The sequence below is a fragment of the Nitrospirota bacterium genome (assembly GCA_030645475.1).
Taxonomy (GTDB): Bacteria; Nitrospirota; Nitrospiria; order Nitrospirales; family Nitrospiraceae; genus Palsa-1315.
Window position 1 is genome coordinate 37,590 of sequence record JAUSMA010000033.1, and the last position, 21,368, is coordinate 58,957.

General features: G+C 58.3%; 17 protein-coding genes and 1 tRNA gene. 16 read left to right on the forward strand and 2 right to left on the reverse strand.

Annotated elements, in window-relative coordinates; translation table 11 throughout:
• The first annotated feature begins 2 nt into the window (after window positions 1–2).
• The 16 genes from Q7U76_08120 to Q7U76_08195 all read left to right on the forward strand — a co-directional run bounded on the left by Q7U76_08120 (window position 3) and on the right by Q7U76_08195 (window position 17,491).
• A complete protein-coding gene (locus Q7U76_08120; protein MDO8356338.1) occupies window positions 3–971 on the forward strand; it encodes a glycosyltransferase family 2 protein in 969 nt (322 codons plus the stop codon).
• Between the two features lie 17 nt (window positions 972–988).
• Window positions 989–1,729 (forward strand): class I SAM-dependent methyltransferase, encoded by a 741-nt coding sequence (locus Q7U76_08125; protein ID MDO8356339.1) that lies wholly within the window; start codon window positions 989–991, stop codon window positions 1,727–1,729.
• Window positions 1,726–3,039 carry a glycosyltransferase family 39 protein gene (locus tag Q7U76_08130; GenBank protein ID MDO8356340.1) on the forward strand — a complete coding sequence of 438 codons (1,314 nt, stop codon included), beginning with the start codon at window positions 1,726–1,728 and terminating at the stop codon, window positions 3,037–3,039. The genes Q7U76_08125 and Q7U76_08130 overlap by 4 nt, the downstream gene beginning before the upstream one ends.
• 26 nt (window positions 3,040–3,065) lie before the next feature.
• Entirely contained in the window at window positions 3,066–3,908 is an 843-nt protein-coding gene (locus Q7U76_08135) for a methyltransferase domain-containing protein (GenBank protein ID MDO8356341.1), read from the forward strand.
• Window positions 3,908–5,068, forward strand: coding sequence for a glycosyltransferase (locus tag Q7U76_08140; GenBank protein ID MDO8356342.1), 1,161 nt, complete (start codon window positions 3,908–3,910; stop codon window positions 5,066–5,068). Before Q7U76_08135 ends, Q7U76_08140 begins: the two co-directional genes overlap by 1 nt.
• The gene (locus tag Q7U76_08145) at window positions 5,065–5,955 is read left to right on the forward strand and encodes a class I SAM-dependent methyltransferase (protein MDO8356343.1); all 891 of its coding nucleotides are present in this window, start codon (window positions 5,065–5,067) and stop codon (window positions 5,953–5,955) included. Before Q7U76_08140 ends, Q7U76_08145 begins: the two co-directional genes overlap by 4 nt.
• Window positions 5,952–6,203, forward strand: coding sequence for a hypothetical protein (locus Q7U76_08150; GenBank protein MDO8356344.1), 252 nt, complete (start codon window positions 5,952–5,954; stop codon window positions 6,201–6,203). Before Q7U76_08145 ends, Q7U76_08150 begins: the two co-directional genes overlap by 4 nt.
• A 26-nt stretch (window positions 6,204–6,229) precedes the next feature.
• Complete coding sequence (gene asnB / locus Q7U76_08155; GenBank protein ID MDO8356345.1) at window positions 6,230–8,164, forward strand: asparagine synthase (glutamine-hydrolyzing); 1,935 nt, start codon at window positions 6,230–6,232, stop codon at window positions 8,162–8,164.
• On the forward strand, window positions 8,161–10,569 hold the full coding sequence (locus Q7U76_08160; GenBank protein ID MDO8356346.1) for a glycosyltransferase: 2,409 nt from the start codon (window positions 8,161–8,163) through the stop codon (window positions 10,567–10,569). Before asnB ends, Q7U76_08160 begins: the two co-directional genes overlap by 4 nt.
• A gap of 13 nt (window positions 10,570–10,582) precedes the next feature.
• Window positions 10,583–12,139, forward strand: coding sequence for a hypothetical protein (locus Q7U76_08165; protein MDO8356347.1), 1,557 nt, complete (start codon window positions 10,583–10,585; stop codon window positions 12,137–12,139).
• Window positions 12,139–12,870, forward strand: coding sequence for a WbqC family protein (locus tag Q7U76_08170; GenBank protein ID MDO8356348.1), 732 nt, complete (start codon window positions 12,139–12,141; stop codon window positions 12,868–12,870). Before Q7U76_08165 ends, Q7U76_08170 begins: the two co-directional genes overlap by 1 nt.
• A 224-nt stretch (window positions 12,871–13,094) precedes the next feature.
• Window positions 13,095–13,739, forward strand: a complete 645-nt coding sequence (locus Q7U76_08175) for a PIG-L deacetylase family protein (GenBank protein MDO8356349.1) — start codon at window positions 13,095–13,097, stop codon at window positions 13,737–13,739.
• Window positions 13,736–14,815, forward strand: coding sequence for a DegT/DnrJ/EryC1/StrS family aminotransferase (locus Q7U76_08180; GenBank protein ID MDO8356350.1), 1,080 nt, complete (start codon window positions 13,736–13,738; stop codon window positions 14,813–14,815). The genes Q7U76_08175 and Q7U76_08180 overlap by 4 nt, the downstream gene beginning before the upstream one ends.
• Window positions 14,812–15,981: an MraY family glycosyltransferase gene (locus Q7U76_08185; GenBank protein ID MDO8356351.1), complete on the forward strand. Its 1,170-nt coding sequence runs from the start codon at window positions 14,812–14,814 to the stop codon at window positions 15,979–15,981. The genes Q7U76_08180 and Q7U76_08185 overlap by 4 nt, the downstream gene beginning before the upstream one ends.
• A gap of 43 nt (window positions 15,982–16,024) precedes the next feature.
• Window positions 16,025–17,053, forward strand: a complete 1,029-nt coding sequence (mtnA, locus tag Q7U76_08190; GenBank protein MDO8356352.1) for an S-methyl-5-thioribose-1-phosphate isomerase — start codon at window positions 16,025–16,027, stop codon at window positions 17,051–17,053.
• Between the two features lie 361 nt (window positions 17,054–17,414).
• A tRNA-Pro gene (locus tag Q7U76_08195) sits at window positions 17,415–17,491 on the forward strand.
• A 209-nt stretch (window positions 17,492–17,700) separates the two neighbouring features.
• On the opposite strand, the gene Q7U76_08200 is transcribed toward Q7U76_08195, so the two are convergent.
• On the reverse strand, window positions 17,701–20,673 hold the full coding sequence (locus Q7U76_08200; GenBank protein ID MDO8356353.1) for a caspase family protein: 2,973 nt from the start codon (window positions 20,671–20,673) through the stop codon (window positions 17,701–17,703).
• A gap of 42 nt (window positions 20,674–20,715) precedes the next feature.
• Window positions 20,716–21,366 carry a glycine zipper domain-containing protein gene (locus Q7U76_08205; GenBank protein ID MDO8356354.1) on the reverse strand — a complete coding sequence of 217 codons (651 nt, stop codon included), beginning with the start codon at window positions 21,364–21,366 and terminating at the stop codon, window positions 20,716–20,718.
• Window positions 21,367–21,368: the final 2 nt, after the last annotated feature.

Sequence of the window (21,368 nt, forward strand, 5' to 3'; positions counted from 1 at the left end):
GGATGGATGATGCGATGATCGATCTGTCGATTGCCATTGTGAGTTACAACACGAAGGACCTCCTTCTGGATTGTCTTCGTTCTCTCCATGCCCACACGTCTGGAATCAGGTTTGACGTGATCGTCGTCGACAACGATTCACGTGACGGCACGGTGTCGGCAGTCAGAGATAGCTATCCTGCGATCACGATCATTGCGAATCCGGACAATCGGGGATTTGCCAAGGCGGTGAATCAAGCTGGGGCGGTGAGTCGCGGGAGGCACATGCTTCTGCTCAACAGCGACACGCTGGTCAGGGATCACGCGCTGGCGACGATGGTCAGGTACCTGGACGATCATCCGGATGTTGGGGCAGTCAGTTGTAAACAGTGGACAGGAGAGGGACATCTGAACCAAACCTCTTTCCCTTTTCCCTCTATTCGCGATCACCTGTTCTATTCGGCCCTCTTCCACCGAATAGCCCCGTCCATGCAAGCGGTTGCCGCGGCGACACAGGCGGTCGACTGTACAACATCTCAAGATGTCGATTGGGCGAATGGGGCCTGCTTGATGGTCCGGCGATCGCTGTTCGAGCAGTTGGGGGGATTGGACGAATCATTCTTTATGTATTTCGAAGACGCCGATCTGTGCCGGCGTCTTCGCCAACAAGGATATCGCGTGCGGCATCTCGCTGAGGCGGCCATCGTGCACTTGATTGGGCGGAGCAGTGGCCGAGATCATGACTTCTTACAGCTCGTGTGGGAGTTCAGCCGTATCCGATATGTCGAGAAGCATTTTCCTCCGGTCAAGCGCTGGCTCATGAAGGGGTGGATTGCGGGCGGCATCGGGTGGCGATTGGCGCAGTCGCTGGGTTGTGCGCCCGAGTCGCGGCGCCTGAAGATCCAGAGTGGTGTGGCGGTCTTCCGTCGATTGTGGAGAAAGCCGCAGCCGGTTGAGCAGCTGTTGGCCTATTCATCAGCATCGCACCGGTAGAGAGAAAAGACGATCGTATGGAACGCCGCGAAGCCTATCCGACCGATACGCAACATATCGTGAACTTGTCAGGCTATGTCTGGGCAGCCAAACAGATTCCAGGGCTGGATCGGTTGCGTGTGCTCGATCTTGCCTGCGGGACGGGCTACGGGTCCGACTATCTGAGCGGAAAGGCCGGTCGAGTTGTCGGGGTGGACTGTGCCCCTCAGATCGTCGCCAGTAACCGTGCCCGCTACGGCTATTCCGGCGCGTCGTTTTTGGCCATGGATGGTTGTGCGCTCGGTTTTCAGGACGAATCCTTCGATTGCATCCTGTCGCAAGATACCATCGAACATATCGTGGACGACCGGCGGTTCGTGGCCGAGGTTGCACGCGTCTTGCGCAAAACGGGCAGGCTCGTCATTTTTACGCCTCACGGGAACAGTATCGTCGACAAGCCGGGAGATCCCTACCACGTGCGGGAGTACAACCAGGAAGAGTTTCGCGAGATACTCTCTCCCTACTTTTCGAGCATCTGCTGGTTCGGTCGCCGTCAGGGCGCACGATTGCAAGCGGCGGAGCGATCGATGGACTCCGTACGTCGATTCGACCCAGGGGGGCTCCGTAATGTCGTGCCTCGTCCCGTTCGGCATTGGCTCGGTGGTCTGGTCAGTCGGCTCCAGGGTGGACCATCGTTGAGGGCCCTGACTCCGGAAGATATCGAGTATGTGGAAGGAGTCGCCAGCGATACGAATCTCATCGGGATTTGCACGAAATGACGCAGGCCAATGACGAGCGATCAGCCGGACGGTGGTCTCCCACGGCGCTGTTGCTGTTGGCCGGTATGCTGGGATTGTTGGCCAGGGCCTGGACGATTTCCCATACGCCAAGACAGGGTTATGCCGTCGATGACCTGTTCGATACCTTGGCCTGGAATCTTGCATCGATTGGACGATTCACTCTAGATGGGAGCACGCCGTCGGCCCATGTCGGTCCTCTCTATCCCGCTGTCTTAGCCGCGTTCTATCAGCTAGTCGGCCACAGACCGGATTGGGTGCCCTATCTGCATGTCATCTTCGACATCGGCACAAGCAGCTGTATCTACCTGGTGGGAACGAGACTGTTTGGCTCTTGGACCGGTGCGATCACGGCATCGGCCATGTTTCTCTATCCAGCCTATTGGACCTACGATCCCCGGATCAGAAGTGAGAGTTTGCTGACATTGCTGATGAGCGCATGGTTATGGGCGATGATCGTCTCGATCGAATCAAGACGGTTCCGCCACTTTGCCATCACGGGCATACTCGCCGGGTTGACCCTGCTGTGTAAGCCGGCTGCGATGCTGCTGGGGATCGGTGTCGTAGCGCTGGCCTATGGGGGAGCCGAGACCATCGGGCTCAAGACCCGCTACGCAACGGTCTATCTGCTTGCCTGTCTGCTGATCGTGATGCCCTGGACCATTCGTAACTATCAGACGTTCGATAGGGTCATGCCCGTGTCTGCCGGAGTGGGGGCCGGTCTTTGGATGGGCAGTGATCCCGTCTCGCGAGGGAGTTGGCCTATGTCCAATGAGACCGAGTCGCAGATTTGGGAAACCGCCGGGATTACCCCCTTGCGTCACGCCTATGCGATGTACGAGGTGTCGACCGATCGGCTCTTGCAGGAAAAGGGATGGGCGCGTATCAGCGAAGCGCCGGTTCGATACCTCGGGCTGACCCTGACTAGAATGTTCGATTTCTGGATCGGGAACTCCTACTATCTGGTCAACTCGGATCAGGGATTTGTCTCTGGTCTCAGCAGGGATGCTGCCGACCGAGGCTGGCTGGTGGCTAGCTACAGTGTCGGGAAACGACTGCTCCTGATTCCTGGTCTGGTTCTGTTGGCGGTCTGGAGCGCCTGGTCTCATCGTGTCCGCTGGCGTGAGCTTCTTCCCCTCTATCTGTTCCCCATCGGCCTGATGTCGGGCTACGTATTATTCACAGTGGAAGCTGGCCGGTATGCCTTACCTGTGTTACCGTGCCTTATGGTCCTGTCGGTGGCGGCGTTGGCACAGGTTCGCCTCTCAAGAATGTCTGTGCGGCATCGGTAACCTTTTTCCCTGAGGCCGTGATTCTCATGGGTTATGATCTCACCAGAAGGCAATTCAATCGCCTGGTACGAGCCTACCAGCCCTCGCGGTATGAGACGTTTGAGGCGGAAGACGTGCGTTTCACGACCCCGATGAATCATGCCTTGAAATCTCGCGACCGCCTCCATGTGGCGCTGCGAAGCGGGTTGCAGCGTTTTTCTGAAGGACCTCAGACGATTGTGGACTTCGGTCCCTTTCCAGGCAGTCTTTTACGCCTCTTGCGGGGGATTCAGCCGACGAAGACGGCGCGGCTGTTCGGCGCCGGTCTGATGGCGAGTCCAGAATTTGTGCAATTCATGAAGCAGGATGCCGATGTGGAGATTCTTACCGTGAATCTCGATCCTGCCGGGCAACAGTTTGCGTCGAAAGGGTACCAGGAGACCGTACCGCTGCCGGACTCTTCCGCACAGCTCGTCTTTGCGCTGGAGATCGTTGAACATCTGACGTCGCCGTTTCATTTGATGACGGAAGCCTACAGATTGCTGAAGTCCGGCGGGCATGTGGTGATCACCACCCCGAATGTCACCCGCATCGGTAATATTTTCAAGCTGCTGATCGGCCGATCACCCAACGATCGGCTGGCTCCTCCCGGGTACAATGATCCAAACGATGAGTGGCGACCCCATGCGCGGGAATACGCGATGCATGAACTGGCGGAGATGCTGCGTCATGTCGGATTCGAGGTCGCGCTCTCGAGGTTTTTCTTGGGCGAAGACACGCAGGATTGCCAACAGACCCCCCGCCAGAGCGCGATCGACTGGGCCAAGGTGCCGTTCTATCTTGTCCCGCACTTGCGCGGGAGTCTGTTGATCCTGGGGAGAAAGCCCTGATGCCGGTCGTGGTTGCAGAGCTGGCAGGGTCCGCAGCCTATGGAGGCGGTGAACGATATCTAGAGTTACTCTTTGAGCGTCTCGACCGCACGCAGTACTGCCCGCTCTTGATTTGTCCAGAGCCTGGTTCGTTTGTCGGGCGGATGGAAGCACGAGGCGTGGAGACACACCTCGTCCACCTGGCGCCCTTGTTCAATCCCTTTGCCCTCTGGCGGTTGACTCGGTTGTTGGTTCAGGAACGAGTGACCATCCTCCAGACGCACGGTGCCCGGTCAAACTTTTATGGACGGATTGCGGGACGTCTGGCCGGCGTCCCAGTGATTATTTCGACTGTTCATAATTCGCTGAAAGACTATGAGTCTCCTGCGTTCACACGATGGGTCTATGCGGCAGCACTTCGTCTGACGCTTTCATTGATCCAACGGATCATCTGCGTCTCGGACGCCACTTGCCGTGACTTGATCGACGAATGTCCGGCCGCGGAGGCGAAGGTGCAAGTGGTTCACAACGGGATAGACCCCTCGGCATTTTCGGCGCAACCTGATCGTCAAAAAATTAGGCAGGAGTTGGGACTGGGACAGCAGCCAGTCTTGGTGACGATCGCGCGGCTGACCGAAGCGAAGGGACATCGATACTTGCTTGGGGCGCTTCCTTGCCTGCTCGCTACATGGCCGGAGCTCTGCTGCCTGTTTGTGGGAGAGGGTGAATTACAAGACGCGTTGCAGCGGACAGCGAGAGAGCTGGGTGTCGAGCGGGCCTGTCGGTTTGTGGGGGTGCGTGAGGACATTGCCGATATTTTGGCTGCGGCGGATCTGTTCGTGTTGCCCTCTCTCTCTGAGGGGTTTCCCTTTGTGTTGTTGGAAGCGCTGGCGATGGGTTGTCCCGTCGTTGCGTCGAGGGTGAACGGTATTCCTGAGTTGATTGAAGACGGTAAGACGGGGCTCCTTGTTCCGGCGCGAGACCCCCAGGCGCTTGCGATGGCCATACAAGAATTGTTGAGCGATCCGGCCGCGGCATCGAGGATGGGAGCCGCGGGACGAACTGTGGTACGCGAACAGTTTACGGCGGATCGCATGGTGGCGAAGACGACGGTAATCTTCGATGCGGCGGTGCAAGATGCGGGCGGGCCATTATCGGTCCAGAAGCAGGTGATCGCGTGAAGACGGCAGCCATGCCGGAGACAGAGCAGATCTCCTGTCCCTGTGGGAGCCAGGTCCTGCCGATCGAGATGTTTCAGACGCCGACCAGGCACTATGTCCGTTGTCCAGACTGTGAGCTGGTGTTTCTGAATCCTCGTCCGTTGACAACCACAGTCGAAGAGTTCTACCGCGAAGACTACGACGAGGCCTATGGCGAAATGGAGGCCTCGTCGGATCGCGACCCGGTGTTCGAGAGTGTCGCACGCCGTCTTGCCCAGTACCGGAAGCCGCCCGGGCGGCTGCTCGATGTCGGTTGTGGGGATGGCGCGTTCCTCTCTCTCTGTCAGTCGGCTGGATGGACCTGTTACGGGTTGGAGTTGTCTAAGCGAGCCGCTGCGCGCGCGGTTCGTCGCGGGGTGACGCTGTTGCCTCCCGATTCTTTGGAGCGGATCGGTGAGTGCGAACAGTTCGATGTTATCTCGCTGGTGAACGTGTTGGAGACGGTCACGAGTCCGGCGACAGTCCTACGGCAGGTCGCGGGCGCCTTGGCACCATCCGGCCTTCTGGTGATCAGAGCGACCAACGGGGCCTTTCACCTCCCGATGCGGACACCGGCTCGATGGGTCGGGTCGCGTTACGATCAGGCCTTTCACCTCTTTCTCTATTCGCCAGAGGCCCTCCGTTCGTTGCTGCAGGGGATCGGATTGGAGACGATTGCGATCCATAACTCAGTTCCGAGTCGAGGGCCGCTCACTCCGGCGAATCCCTGGATGAGCCGCCTCAAGTGGCGGATCGGTGCGGCCGCGTTCTGGTCCTGTGCGGAGTTGCTCTACAGGGTGACAGGCGGGCGTGTGGTCTGGGCTCCGTCATTTGAGCTCATCGCCAGGCGGAGGGAGGGATTGGCATGAGTAAATCTCATTGGCTCAGTCTCCGAGGGAGACGCTCACTCAGGTTTCTGGGTCTGGTGGTGGCGCTGTGCCTGCTTGGCGCATTGGCCACACTCGGGGTGCGCTCGATGTTCACTTCGGTGGGGTCTGCCAAACATATGCGGTATGAGCCGGTCGATGTGCCGCCTCAGGAGGTCTCGCCGCGGCACCAGAAGGAGCGGGACGAGTACGACCGGCGGGAGCGAGTCGTGACGGAGAAGAGTCGGTAGCCACGTTTCATGGGAGTCCTCATTTCATGTGCGGTATTTGTGGCCTCGCGGGTGACAACGATCCGGTCCTGCTTGAGCGGATGCTCGCCCGTCTGGTCCATCGTGGGCCTGACGATGAGGGGATGCATTCTGCCGCAGGCGTCTCACTGGGGGCGCGGCGATTACGAGTCATCGATCCGCGCGGCGGCCATCAACCGGTTCGCAACGAGACCGGCTCTGTCTGGGCGGTCTTAAATGGGGAGATCTACAACTATCGCGAACTTCGCGAGGAGTTGATCCGGAAAGGCCATCGCTTTCAGTCCGATTGTGACACCGAAGTCCTGGTGCATCTCTATGAAGAGGAGGGGCCAGAGGGGGTCTATCGGCTGCGAGGCATGTTCGCCTATGCCATCTGGGATCGAGAGCGGGAGCTCGTCTTGCTGGTCCGCGATCGCTTGGGGATCAAACCGCTCTACTACTCCGTCCAACCGGGGCAGGCGGGCGCTGCTCATCGCATACTCTTTTCGTCGGAGCTTCCGTCGCTGTTGGAAGGTCTGCCGGATTGGAGGGTTCGTCCGCAGGCTATCGCAGATTTCCTGTCGCTACTCTATGTGCCGGGCCCCGATACGATGGTGGAAGGGGTCTATCAGCTCCGACCGGGCGAGGCCCTCAAAATTGTGCGGGGCCGGTTGGAATTCTGGCGCTATTACCGTCCTGAGGAAGAGGTTCTTCGCCAGGCTGAGTTTCAGCAGGGCGACCAGCGAGACCAATTTCTGAGCATGCTCCGTGATTCAGTACAGGCCCACTTGGTCAGCGACGTCCCGCTCGGCTTGTTTCTCTCCGGTGGGCTGGACTCCGCATCGATCCTGGCCTGTATGCGTGAGGTCATTCCTGGATCGATCAAAACGTTTTCCATCGGGTATGAGGCGCCGGAAGACCAATCGTACAATGAGCTCAAGGCCGCCAGGCTCCTCGCGACGCACTTCGGGACCGACCATACGGAAGCCCTGTTACGTCCGGACGTGGTGTCGCTGCTGCCTCGCGTCGTGGCCGGGATGGGGGAGCCATTTGCCGACTCTTCCGCCATCCCCACCTATCTGGTGTCCGAGGTCGCCAGACAGTCCGTGACGGTGGCGCTGTCCGGTATCGGCGGAGATGAACTCTTCGGCGGGTATCCCCGCTATCTCGGGATGCGTGCGGCGGCTCGTTATGCCGCGTTTCCCGTGGCAATGCGTGCCTGGGTCGCCGCTCGCGCGGAGTCGCTGTCCGATGGCTCAGGGAGCCGCAATGAGCTCGGCCGCATCAAACGGTTTCTGCTTGATGGCAACCGCCCTCTCCATGAGCAATATCTCCGCTGGACGACGTTTCAACCAGCCGGATGGAATGGGCCGTTGCTGGCCGCTGGACTGCGTACGGCCGTCGCCGATAGCTCGGCGCTCCTCCGCCATATCGGGAGTCTCTTCGATCAATGGCCGTCTGATGAGCCGGCTGATCGAGCCATGGGTGTCGATCTGCAATCGTATCTGCCGGACGATCTATTGCGGATGGGCGATCGGATGAGCATGGCCCATTCACTCGAACTTCGAGTGCCGTTTTGCGACCACCATCTGCTGGCCTTTGCCTGTTCCTTGCCGGCTGCCACGAGACTGCAAGGATGGAAGCTGAAAGGATTCATGAGGTCTGCCCTGCGAGACCTCTTGCCTCGAAGCATTGTCTCTGGTCCGAAGCGAGGATTTATGCTGCCGCTTGGGCGATGGCTGCGGGAGGATCTTCGCGAGATGAGCCGGGATCTGCTGTCCGATGAGGCGATTCGCCGTCGAGGTTATGTCAATCCTTCCTATGTGCAGTGGTTGCTGGCTGAGCATCAGAGCGGGAGACGGAATTTCACCGATCAGATTTATGCGCTCATGGTGTTGGAACTGTGGCATCGGCAGGTGGCGCAGCCTGTTTCTCACCAGACGATGGGAGTGGGCGCGGCATGAACGTCGTTCTGTTCTCAGAGGTCACGATCGAGCGGGTAATCGGCGGCGCCGAGCGAGTCCTTCGGCAGCAGTCGTTGGGCCTTGCCAAGCTGGGCCATCACGTGCGCGTCATCGTGCGGGCTCCCTGCGAGTCCGCCGAGGCGACATGCTCGATCGGCAACGTGATTGAACGGCGCTATCCCGTGACCAGAACCAGCGAGCCGGCCTTTGTTTGGTCTTCGGTACAGAACTCCCTGCGCGCCTTCGATGTGATGGGACAGACCGGTCCTATCGATGTCGGGGTCATCCATCAATCATTGGCTGGTCTCGGTCCGATCTTGTCTCGCTATCGCACGGTCGGTCGCTGGGTCTACGTCTGTCATTCGCTGGCGCATGAGGAATATCTCACGAGGGCGGAGCGGGCACCTTCGACATTGGAGCGGGTCAGGCGGAAGCTGAGCGCGCGCGCCAGACGGTGGATTGAACGCATGGTGATGCGCCGCTGTCATCATGTGGTGGTCTTGAGCGAATTCATGAAACGGCAAGTCATGGCTGCTCATGGCATTGCATCGAAGGACATTACGGTGGTCCCTGGTGCAGCCGATCTTGCCATGTTCTATCCGGCCGAGGATCGGGGCGAGGTCAGGCGAGAGCTGAAAATTTCCGAGAGCCGCAGGGTGTTGTTCACGGTGCGGAATCTGGTCCCTCGCATGGGGTTGGAACACCTGATTGAAGCCATAACGTTTCTCGGGGAGGAGCGGAGGAATCTTCTCCTCCTGATCGGCGGGGAAGGCCCGCTCCGCCAGCGATTGGAGGAGCTGATTCGCAGCAAGGGACTACAAGACTTCGTGCAATTGATCGGGTTCGTGCCGGAGGAACAGTTGGCGAAGTATTACCAGGCCTCCGACTTGGTCGTGATGCCGACGCTGCAGCTCGAAGGGTTCGGTCTGGTCACGGTTGAAGCGCTGGCCTGCGGCACCCCGGTGATGGGGACGCCAGTTGGCGCGATTCCAGAAGTATTGAGAACGGTCGATCCGCTGCTGGTGACGGAAGGGACAGACGGAGGGTCTCTCGCAAAGACCTTACGATTATGGCTGACGCGCTTCCGTGAGCAGCCTGGTGAGCGGCAGCGTCTTTCGAACAAAGGCCGGGAGGTCGTGGAGCGGCGTTTCAACTGGGACGCCCATACGGCTCATTTGGATCGTCTCTTTGCCGTTGGTTCGAAAGACGGACAGATGACCGGGGCGAGGAAGGTGATCCATGTGATCACGCGCCTCGACTATGGTGGGTCGGCGCAGAACACGATGTTGACGGCCCTCGGTCATGATCCTGCGCAGTTCGAACCGCTAGTGGTGGCTGGCTATCCGGGATCGTGGGATGCGCAAGGTGGACAGGCTGCGACGGAGGAGAATTGCCGGCGGCTCGATCGGGCCGGAGTTCGTTGGCTGCTGCTGCCTTCCCTGACGCGAGCCGTTCATCCGTTAAAAGATCTTCAGACCTTGTGGCAATTGATTGGCCTCTTCCGGCGAGAGCAGCCGGCATTGGTTCATACCCATACGTCGAAGGCCGGCGTATTGGGACGGATGGCAGCCTGGTTGGCGAGGGTGCCCGTCATCGTCCATACGCCGCATGGCCATGTGTTCTACGGCCATTTCGGTCCCTTCCGGTCATGGCTGTTTCTTCAGATCGAACGAGGGTTGAGCGTGATCACAGACCGTCTGATCGCATTGACTGACGCGGAGCGGCAGGACCACCTCGATCGTACCGTCGGCAGGGCAGACCGATTTGTTGTTGTGCCGAGCGGGATCGATCGTGAGAAGTTCGGACGAGCGAGGGCCCAAGGGAAACAACAGCCGGACTGGTTCGGTTGCCCCGCAGATGCGCTGGTCGTCGGATCGGTCGGGTGGCTCACCGATATTAAGGGCCATGAACATCTGATCGAAGCTGTTGCCCTGTTGAAGCAGAATGTTCCCTCTCTCCATCTCGTGATCGTCGGGAGTGGGGATCGGCGGGAAGCATTGTTACAGCAAGCGGAATCGATCGGTCTCCGCGATGCCGTGCATCTCCTCGGTCATAGGGACGATGTCGATATCTGCCTCGCGGGGATGGACCTGTTTGTGTTGCCTTCACTCAATGAAGGGATGGGGCGTGCGCTGATTGAAGCCATGGCATCTGGACTTCCGGTGATTGCTTCCCGCGTCGGCGGTATTCCGGCCGTGATCGATCACGAACGAACCGGCCTGCTAGTCTCGCCCGGCGATGCCGGTGCATTGGCAGAGGCGTTACGCCGGTTGCTCGATCGACCGGAGTGGGCCAGGCAGTTGGGCGTCGCAGCGAGCCGCAGCGTGGATAGCCGATATGGATCGCTCTCTATGGTCCATGCCATCGAATCCATCTTTGCCGAAGCGCTCACGATACATGGGTAAGCGAGAGAGACAGATGAGAGCGGTCGGGCGGCTGATGTTGCCATTGATGGCGATCGTACTGTGCTGCATGGTCGGGCATGTCGAGGCGTCGGATGATCGCCAGCAACTATTGGCCACGTTCCATGTCCATAGTACCGCCAGTACCGGCGATATGACGGTTGAAGCCTTGGCTGCAAGGGCGGAACAGCTCGGCCTGGATGTACTGATACTGACCGATAATTTCTCGCTGCGGTATGAGTATGGACTCTGGCCCTTGCGGGGTATCCTGAAACAGCGAGTGAGTGTTCTCTCCGTGCTGGAGTATGGGATTGAACGGTATCTCGATGAGATCGCGGCTTCGCAGCGCCGTCATCCGAAACTCATCATTGTGCCTGGTGTTGAAGTCGCACCCTATTACTATTGGACTGGTTCTCTCGCAGCAGGCTCGTTGACGATGCACAATGCGCAACGCAACCTCCTGGTGCTCGGCCTGAACAAGCCGGAGGATTACCGGTCCCTTCCTGCCAGTGGGAACCCTGGATCCTACACCTTCGATTGGCGAGGGGCGGTGAATGGTGCGCCGATCTTGTTGGTCGTTCCCGCCGTCTGGCTCTGGAGACCCTTCCGGCCTGCGGCTGACCGGCGTTCCCCACGGCGAATAGTTTCTGTGGTTTTGATCGTCCTGGCCGTGGCTCTGGTGGCCAATGCCTGGCCGTTGAGTCAGCCGGCGTTTAGTTCCTATGACGCAGGGCTGGGGTATCGTCCCTATCAGGCTCTCATCGATGATGTGAAGGACAAGGGCGGACTGTCGTTTTGGTCGATGACGGAAGCGCGAGACTTTCATGAATATGGATTCGGGCCACTGGGAAGGGTTACCGTCAAGACGGAGGCTCACCCGGAATCGTTGCTGCAGACGACCGGGTATGCCGGTTTCGGCGGGCTCTATCAGGATGAGCGAACCATCAACAAGCCTGGTGAACTCTGGGATCGGTTGCTTCAATTGCCGGCAGATGAGCAGCGGCCGGTTCCGGTGTTGATCGGGGAGTTGGCGTTTCATGGATTGAAGGATGCCGGGAAGGATCTGAATCGTGTAGTCACGGTGCTTTTGGTCAAAGAACGAACGATGCCCGCGGTGCTGGAGGCGCTTGGGTCAGGTCGCGCGTACGCAGTGGGTGAGGGAGACCACCATGTCCAGCTTCGGTTGGATGAGTTTCGAGTGCTCTGCCAGGGCGGAACCAGATCGGCATCGATGGGCGATCGGCTGGATCCAGTCGGCGCTCGCAATCTGATGGTTCGCCTTTCGATTTCTGCGGCCGATCATGGGCGCCATCCGGTGAAGGTGCGGCTGATTCGTTCCGGGCAGGTCGTGGCGCAATTGGCAGGCGAGACGCCGTTTCTCGTCGATTGGCCAGACAACTCCATGCCGACAAGAGAGCGGATGACCTATCGTGTAGAAATCACCGGCAGCGGAGAATTGTTGAGTAACCCGATCTTTGTGGGACCGATTCATGAACCGAACGCTGTCAGCTCTCAGCCGTCAGCGTTCAGCTCAAACATGATTTCACCTCCGAAGCTGAAACCTGAAGGCTGATGGCTGAAAGCTCGCTCATGCGCGTCACCATTCATCAACCGCAGTTCCTGCCCTGGCTGGGGTATCTGGACAAGATCGATCAGGCGGACCTATTTATCGCGTTAGACACGGTGCAGTTCAAAAAGAATGAATGGCAGAATCGTAATCGGATCAGAACGGCGGACGGTTGCCAATGGATTACGGTGCCGGTGATCCATCGCTTCGGTCAATTGGTGAAGGATGTGCGAATCAATCAGACGGTGAACTGGCGGGCTCAACATCTGCGGGCGCTCGAGATCCATTATGCGAAGGCTCCGTTTCGTGACCGCTATCTGCCGGAGTTGCGCAGCCTCTATGAGGCCCCATGGGAACGGTTGCATGACGTGAATCTCGCGGTCATCCGCTGGTTGCTTGAGGCCTTCGGGATTACGACGCCCGTTCGGTGCGCGTCGGAGTGGGAGGCGTGCGAAGAGCCCACCGATCGATTGATCGATCTGTGCCGCGCCGTTGGCGCATCGGGCTATCTGTCGGGCCCCGGCGGGGATGTGTATCTGGACGTGCCTCGGTTTGAATCGTCCGGGCTGACGTTAGAAATGCAACGGTTCCAGCATCCGATGTATCGGCAAGTCTACGAACCGTTTATGCCGGCGATGTCGGCGATCGATCTATTGTGTTGTTGCGGGCCGGAGGCGCTGACGCGATTGCGTGAAGCGCGGGTGGGGCAGAATGTAAATGCGGTGACAAAGCTGTAAAAGTCGGCGGAGAAAGTGTTGTGGCACGATGTACATCGAACAATGGAATGGTTGCGAGTGGTGAGATCGGTATAGTCATGCAGGATGCTCAAACAGGCTGTCTAGCAAGGCCGCAGCCGACGAACGCACCGGAGGCGTAGCCTCAGGGCTACGTTGAGGATGCGTTCGAGGCGAGAACGAAGCTGGCGGACTGTTTCAGCATCCTGGTAATCGAGGAGGATGGGATGGCAACTGAGCGTAGAGTGCCGATGCGGATTCTGGCCATTGGCGCGCATCCGGACGATATCGAGGCTGGGTGCGGGGGGACGTTGCTCAAGTATGCGCAAAAGGGACATCGTATCTTTCTCCTCGTGATGACCGCCGGCGACAAGGGTGGATCAAGCAGCATACGCAAACGCGAGCAGGCACGATCGGCGAAACAATTGGGCGTCGAAAAGATTTTTTGGGGCGGATACAAGGACACGGCAGTGCCGATGGGGCTGGACGTGATTCAGAAGATCGAGCAGGTGGTGGAGGACGTGCAGCCGCATTTTATTTTCTCGCATTATCACGACGATACCCATCAGGACCATCGGCATCTGGCGATGAGTACGATCACCGCGACCCGCTATACCAAGAACGTGCTGTTCTACGAAGGGCCGACCACCCAGAATTTCTCTCCGACCGTCTTTGTCGATATCGATCAGGTGGTCGAGGAAAAGGTGAAATCGATCGAGGCTCATGGCTCGCAGGTGAAAAAGACCAACATCGAAGGCCTGAGTATCGTGGATGTGATTCGAGCCGGGGCGCATTTCCGTGGCATTCAGGGTCGGGTGAAAAACGCAGAAGGCTTTGTTCCGCTGCGATTGTTTATTAATATCGGCGTATGACCACTGTGGCGACTATCATTCCCCATTCACGGCCTGCCATCGACGAAGAAGACCTGCGCGCAACGGCTGAGGTGCTGCGTTCAGGGCAGATTGCCCAAGGGCCTTGGGTCGAGCGATTCGAGCGCGACATGGCATCGTTCGTAGGGGTGCGGGGTGGGGTGGCGGTCAGTTCCGGGACTGCGGCGCTTGAGTTGGCGCTGCGGGCGCTTGATGTCGGAGCCGGCGACGAAGTCATCATGCCGAGTTATGTTTGCCAGGCGCCATGGCTTGCGACGCAACGGGTTGGGGCCCAGGCCCGGCTCGTCGATATCGATCTGGATACGTTCAATATCGATCCGCTCGCCGCCTGCCAGGCGGTGACCAAGAAGACTCGCGCGATCATCGTTCCGCATCTGTTCGGCCTGCCGGCCGATCTGACCGCACTTGAGCAGATCGGGATTCCGTTGATTGAAGATTGTGCGCAGACGCTGGGGGGCACGGAACAGGGTCGGCCTGTCGGGACTGTCGGGCGGCTGACGGTCTGCTCCTTCTACGCAACGAAGCTGCTGTGCGCCGGAGAAGGTGGGATGGTGCTGTCGAATGTGAAGGGGGATCTCGAACGAGTCCGGTCGCTGCGCGAATATGACGGCGCACCGACATTGAACCCCTCCTCTTTTAATGTGAAACTGACCGACATGCAAGCTGCGCTTGGGCTGTCCCAGTTGGGACGGTTCTCGGCCTTTCATGAACGGCGCCAAATCCTCGCGGCAACCTATCGTATTGCACTCTCCTCCAAGGCTGCCGTCTGTCCGACTGCGCCTCCTGGCAGGACACACGGATATTATCGCTATGTGGTCAGACTTCCGCATCTCCGGACCAATCCCGATGGCCTCATGTGCCTGATCAGCACATTGGAGCAGCAGGGGATTCAATGCCGTAAGCCGGTCTTTCGACCGCTCCACCGCTATCTGGATCAGTTCGGTTTTCCCAACAGCGACGAAGCAGATCGAACGGCCTTGTCGATTCCACTCTATCCCGATCTCACAGACGACGAGACCAGGCAGATTTTACAATCGTTGGACGAGGTTCTTTCGTGAAAGCCATCGGCGTTGAGGCGTCGCCGTTCGCAGTCCGTAGTAGTTGGCGTTGGCTGACGCCTGCTGTGCTGGGGGCCTTGCTGGGCATCGTGGCCTTGGCCATTCCAACAGTACGTCAGCTCTTCGTCTTCGAAGGGCTTCGGTGGCTCTATATCCTGCTCTTTGCGTTTCTCGGCGCCGGGGCGTTGACGCCGCTCATGGTGCATCTCAGTCATCAGTGGGGGCTGGTCGATCAGCCTTCCGACCGGAAGATCCATGTGTACCCGACTCCCAGACTCGGTGGAGTGGCCGTCTATCTGGGCTTTCTGGGTTCGGTGCTGCTGAATTCGATTTTGCCGGACTGGATGATCGCGACGTTGGTCGCCGGATCGTTGTTATTGATCGTGGGTGTGGTCGACGACGTCTGGGAATTACCTGCCTCGTCAAAATTGGTCGCCCAGGTGATCGCTGCAGGAATCGTCATCTCGACGGGGAAGGTTCTGACCCTGTTTCCGGTCGGTCCTATCGGGGATCTGGCGAACGTGCTGCTCACGTTGCTCTGGATCGTCGGGATCACGAACGCCTTCAATTTTTTCGACGGCATGGATGGTTTGGCTACGGGGCTGGCAATTCTCATTGCCGGATTCATGGGGGCGGTGGCATTTGAGACGAACCAGCCGGGAGTGGGCTGGCTGGCCATCGCCATCATCGGAGCCGGGGTCGGGTTTCTGCCCTATAATTTTCGGGGGCGTAAGCCTGCCGTGATTTTCCTGGGAGACGGAGGGGCAACCTTCCTCGGGTTCACGTTGGCCTGTTTGGCCGTCAAGGGGAATTGGGCGGATCATAGTCCCATCGTCTCATTCAGCAATCCGCTCCTCATCTTCGGCGTGCTGATCTACGACATGATCCACATCACCGTGGAGCGGGTGGTGACGGGGAAAGTGCATTCCATCAAAGAATGGCTGGACTACGTGGGGAAAGACCATCTCCACCATCGTCTGGAACGTGCGTTAGGGTCTCGCCAGGCAAGTGTCGCGATGATCTGTCTCATGACGATTTGCCTCGGGCTGGCGGCGTTGGCGCTCCGTCACGCCGGAACGGCTGAGGCGGTGCTGCTCCTCATCCAAGCCTGCTTAATTGTGGTTATGATCACGATTCTCGAATGGAGCGGACGCCAGAGATATTAGCCCCCCCTTGCACTCCATCCCAGTTCCCGCTACAAGATGCCTCATGGTTCCTACCGTTGAATGGAAAGATGGCGCAGTCAGGCTGCTCGATCAGAGCCGGTTGCCAGAGTTCGTCGAGTTTCTGGACTGCCGGGACTATCAGACCGTTGCCGATGCCATTCGTACATTGAAAGTCAGAGGCGCTCCGGCGATCGGGGTGACTGCGGCGATGGGAGTCGCCCTCGGTGCCCAGACCGTCCCCGCATCCGACTATGAGACCTTCGCCAAGGAGGTGCTCGTCATCTGCGATCATCTGGCGGCGACCAGGCCGACGGCAGTCAATCTGTTTTGGGCCATCGAACGGATGAAGCGCCTGCTCGCCTCGGTAGGTACGCAGCCCATTGTATCCATCAAAGCGACCTTGCTGAAAGAAGCGCAAGTCATTCTCGATGAAGATATCGCGCTCTGTAAAGCCATGGGGCAGCATGGCGCGACCCTCATCTCGAGCGGCCAAACGGTCCTGACCCATTGCAATGCCGGTGCGCTGGCCACAGCCGGCTATGGTACGGCATTGGGTGTCATTCGCGCAGCCTGGGAGCAGGGGAAGAAGATTCAGGTTATTGCAGACGAAACCAGGCCGGTGCTGCAAGGCGCGCGGCTGACGGCCTGGGAGCTGATGCAGGACAAGATTCCTGTGACGCTCATCACCGACAACATGGCTGGTTCACTCATGCGCCAAGGGAAGATTCATCTCTGCGTCGTCGGCGCCGATCGCATTGCCGCGAACGGGGATGTGGCCAACAAGATCGGGACCTATTCAGTCGCGGTGCTAGCGAAGGCCCACGGGATTCCCTTTTACGTCGCCGCGCCCTATTCCACGATCGATCTGAAGACCAAAACCGGCGACGACATTCCCATCGAACAACGCAATCCCCTCGAAGTCACCACCATCCATGGCAGTCACCCTATCGCGCCCCAAGGGGTCGCAGTCTACAATCCAGCCTTCGACGTCACGCCCGCGGAGCTGATCACCGGCATCATCACCGAGCGCGGTGTCTTCAAGCCGGCCGACCTGGCCGCACAATTTCAGTAATCCGTACTCCTGATATTTCCCACGCTATTCTGTTCGCAGAGCTCAACAGCTAGTAGGTCTGTTTTGCCCACGGTTGTTTGGCAGGAGAGCGTATGGCTGGCTAAGTCTAAGTCGCTTCTCCTGACCCTTGCAGCCTACGGTGTCTTTCCCGGAAGGCCTGTAGCCTGGACTCTCACCGGGTGTTCCTGTATAAAGGGAGGCCCGTCAAAGGCGTATCTTGATTCTTTGGTGCATTCTGTCTGAGCGCTTGAAGGTTTCAATGGTAGGCCGCTAAACGATATAGCGGTGAGGCTGATACGGTGGTCCTACTTGTCGGTTCTCCAGCCGTAGGGCATAGTATATGTGATTATAATCCCAGCGTCGGGGCGTAGCGCAGCTCGGTAGCGCGCCTGCTTTGGGAGCAGGATGTCGCAGGTTCGAATCCTGTCGCCCCGACCAACCACAGTCTACCCGATCCGTCGCCGTATCATTGAGGCGACGGGATCAATGCCGCCAGTGGTTCGCACCCATATCTCAGGCTCATAAAACATAGCGGTGTACGTATGACGAAGGGGATTGTCCAAGCCAGGGACAATCCCCTTTGTCATTGATACCATTCACGCATTTGTTGGTTGGCAGATACGGCGATTTTTTTGTCGTGCCGCAGTCTATTTGATCGCTGCGATGGGGAAATCCATGCCACGAGATTCGGCGACCGGATATTGCCGTTCGGTTTTGAATTTCAGGCTGAGTTCAGGCAGGCGGGCTTCCACAAAGGCGAGGAGTTCTCGCACCGTGACGATGCCATCTTTCGGGCTTCCGTCGGCTTGTCCTTGGAGCCCTTCGAGCAGGGTATAGGTGAATACGCCATGTCCGAGTTCTTGAACTTCGCTGGCAAATTGATCTTTTGTGGATGCGGCCACGATATGGACCCCATTGGCCCGCGCCAACTGAGCCAGGGCCTGGCGTTCGTCCACGCCTCTGGCTGAAAACGCTTGCAGGGCAAATCCCGATTTGCAGGCATCCATGAGCAAGAGCACCTTCTTGGCTCCGATCTGCATCACCAGATCTTTAATCTCTTGTGACGAGATACCCTTCAGCCGTATTTCTTCCGGCCGTTCCGGATAGACGACCTCGTGTGGAAGGAAGTACCAGTCTGCTCCAACACTTTCACCGTGCCCGGCAAGATATACGATGACGACGTCTTCCGGAGCCGTGCCTTTCAAGCTCTGGAGCTTCGTGAGTAACTCGGTCTTGGTTGCACCGTTGTTGAATAGCTCGGTGATTTTGACGGTTCGAAACAGACTGGATGATGATGCAGAGAAAAACTTCAGAATGCCCGCGGCATCAGGTTGGGCGAAATTGAGATTCAACGCAGAGTTCTGATACTGATTGATACCGACCGCAATGAGATGCAGGACGGCTTGTTTCTGCGGCCCGTGAAAGGTCATTCGCAGCTCGACCGATTTCCCTTCGATCCTGGCCGTGCTGATGGCCACGGCTCTCAGGCTGTTCTCTCCCTGAACGAGGCGGATATGAAACGGGAGGGTTCGTTGCTTCCGTACAGCGGTATCCGCCGTCACGGCGACCCCGCGAGTATCGGTTCCGACGAGCTTGTCGTTGTGGTAGAGGCGTATCTCGCCGATCCCTCCTCCTTGATCCTCAGCGGTCACGGTCACGTCGATCTCTTCTTGGTTCAACTGGGCATTCAGCGTAGGAGCCGTGATGGAGGCCGTCGGCGGAGAGGTAAATCCGACGGCCAAGTTGACTCGTTCCTGTTGGCCGAAATATTGGAGCGCGGCCGTATCGGCTTCTGTCGTGCGGAGCACTCGTGCCACGAGTTCCGGGTGGTAGAACTGCTCAAAGAAGTGCGAGGCGTCGTAGAACTCGGCTTCGCGGTTGCTGCCGCGATTCAGATGCCACCCGATGAGTGCTTCCGCATCTGTCTCGGCGTCGAAGTAGCCCTTGGGGGTCCAGACGATCCAACGTTTCCGATCTGTATGGGGGTAGAGCGCCAGTAATTCCTGACCATCCTGGAGGCGAAACCATCGGACCGTGCCGTCTCCTAGTGCGGCGACCGCCAGGCGGCCGTTTTTTGAAATGGTCACGTTCCAGGCAATGCCGGGAACGGAAATGTGCCACCGTGGGGTCCCGTCACGTGCGAAGAGCCGTAGCTTGGATTCCGTGCCGAGCAGAAAGCTGTCCTGGTCCGGTGCGATGGCAAGACTGCGAGAGAGTTCCCCTGGCTGGAGGGGGAGCGGTCGGCCGTTTAGTCGAGGCGTCGGTGAGTCATGCCAGTCTGTGATCCGGAGATCTTTCTTGTCGTCTCCGAGCAGACCGAACATCGTGAAGGTGGGCTCTCCCCGGTCTGGACCATGCAATACAAGGCCTGGAGGGGGATCTTGCGTGAAGGATCTGGCAGGGAGCGAAAACAGGGTAAACGATTTGCCGCGGTTGTAGGCAAACTTCACGATTGCGGCATCTTCCGAGATCATGAAATCTTCACCCATGCCGCGAAAGTCCGGAATAGGACGGCCGAGATATTGAGTGCGAATGCCGGAGCTGTCGATGGCACCCAACGCAGGATCGTGCGAGGCGAAGATCACATCCCCATTTTTCAGGGAAAGTAATTGCTCAATGGAGCCTTCTGCCACGGGATAGTCTTGGAACGTTCTGTTTGCACCGATCGCCCACCGGCGGATGAAGGTCGTGCCGCGTGCGTGCCCGGTCTTGCCACGTTCTTGATAACTCCCTGCCGCATAGAGACTTTGCCCATCGCCGGACCATGCGACGGATATGAAATACTGATCTTCGTCCACTTTGGACGTGGGTAGGGAGGTCAGCGCGGTGAGGTCCTTCCCCGATACCAGATCCACTCGTGGATGGTCTACAAACCCCACCGCCAATGTGTTGCCGTCAGGGGAGAAGCTGGCAGAACGAGGGCGGTCGCCGGCTAGCTTTCGTTTGCCGATGAGCATGAGCGGTGACGTGCTGGTTGCGCCTAACTCGTAGAGACGAAGATGGCCATCATCCGATACGGTGATCAATCGTCCGTCATGGCTGAACTCTGCATAATGGCTCGCCGCCGCATAGGCGGAGTCCTGATCGACCTGGGTGTAGGTCTTGGTGTCGTAGAGCCGGATACCCTGTTGGCCTCCTAGCGCGATCACGAGCCACCGACCGTCCCGTGAGTAGGCTAGATGGTTAATGATGTTGGGAAAGCCCTGCAATCGATTGGTCAGACGCCCTGTTTCCCGATCAAATATCAGAACTTCTCCCTCCACACCTCCACAAGCAATGGTGAGCCCATTGGGGGATATGGCAACGGCATACAAGGTGCCTTTTATTCCATTGCCGATCGGTGGACGGAGGACGGATTGAAGTTCAAGTTTTGGCAGCCCCCAGATGCGTACCGTCTTGTCGAGGGAGACAGTCGCTAAGTAGCGGTTTTGTTCGTCAGTGCTGATTCGCAGAATGCTGCTGGTGTGCCGACCGGCTTCGATACGGAGGAGGGGAGGTGAAGAAGGCGGTGGCCCCGGTTGAGTCGGTGAGGCGGCCCACCCGCTCGGTATAGATTGAACGACTGCACCAGTCTGCAGTAGCAGGCATAACCAAACTGAGGCCGGGAGCCACTGCGTCACAGGATGACCTGCTGAGATGCGGTGGCGCAACGACCGACAGACTTATTTAATCGAAAACGTGGCTGTGGCTGCAGCGTTTTTGTCATCAATGGCGACGGTGGTTAAGACTTGGTAGTTGCCGGATTTGGCTTCACGGGAGATGGGATATTCCCAGGTAATGTTCTGCACGCCCTGCTCCAGCTGAATTTCAGCTTTTTGTGTGTCCACAACTGTTCCGTTGTAACGGATCTCACGTGTTTCCTTGATGGTCGCCTTGCTTTCGTCTGGTCTGAGGATGGTGTACTTGGCATTGATCTTTACGGAGTCCCCCTGTTTGACAACAGAAGGCGATGCCAGTGCGTCGCTGATCGTCAGAATGTTGCCTTGTTCGGGGCGATACCCAACGGAGGCCGTCGTTTGAGTCCGATCGCGCTCTCGTTTGGCGTAGTAGTTTCCAATCAACCCACCGGATACGAGGCCGACCGTCCCCCCGATGATGGCTCCTTTTTTCTTCCCGGCCAGGCCACCAATCGTCGCGCCTGCTGTGCCGCCGGCGAGGCTGCCGATCAGCGCTTCCTTGTTCTCAAGCATCTTCTCTTTTGTGCTTTCTGTGAGTGCGTCCAGGGTGTCGCATGCCGTGGTCGCGAGCATCAGCAGGCTGAGGAGGAGGGACACAAGAGCTCGGCAAGGAAACATGGTCGTGATGAACATCATCT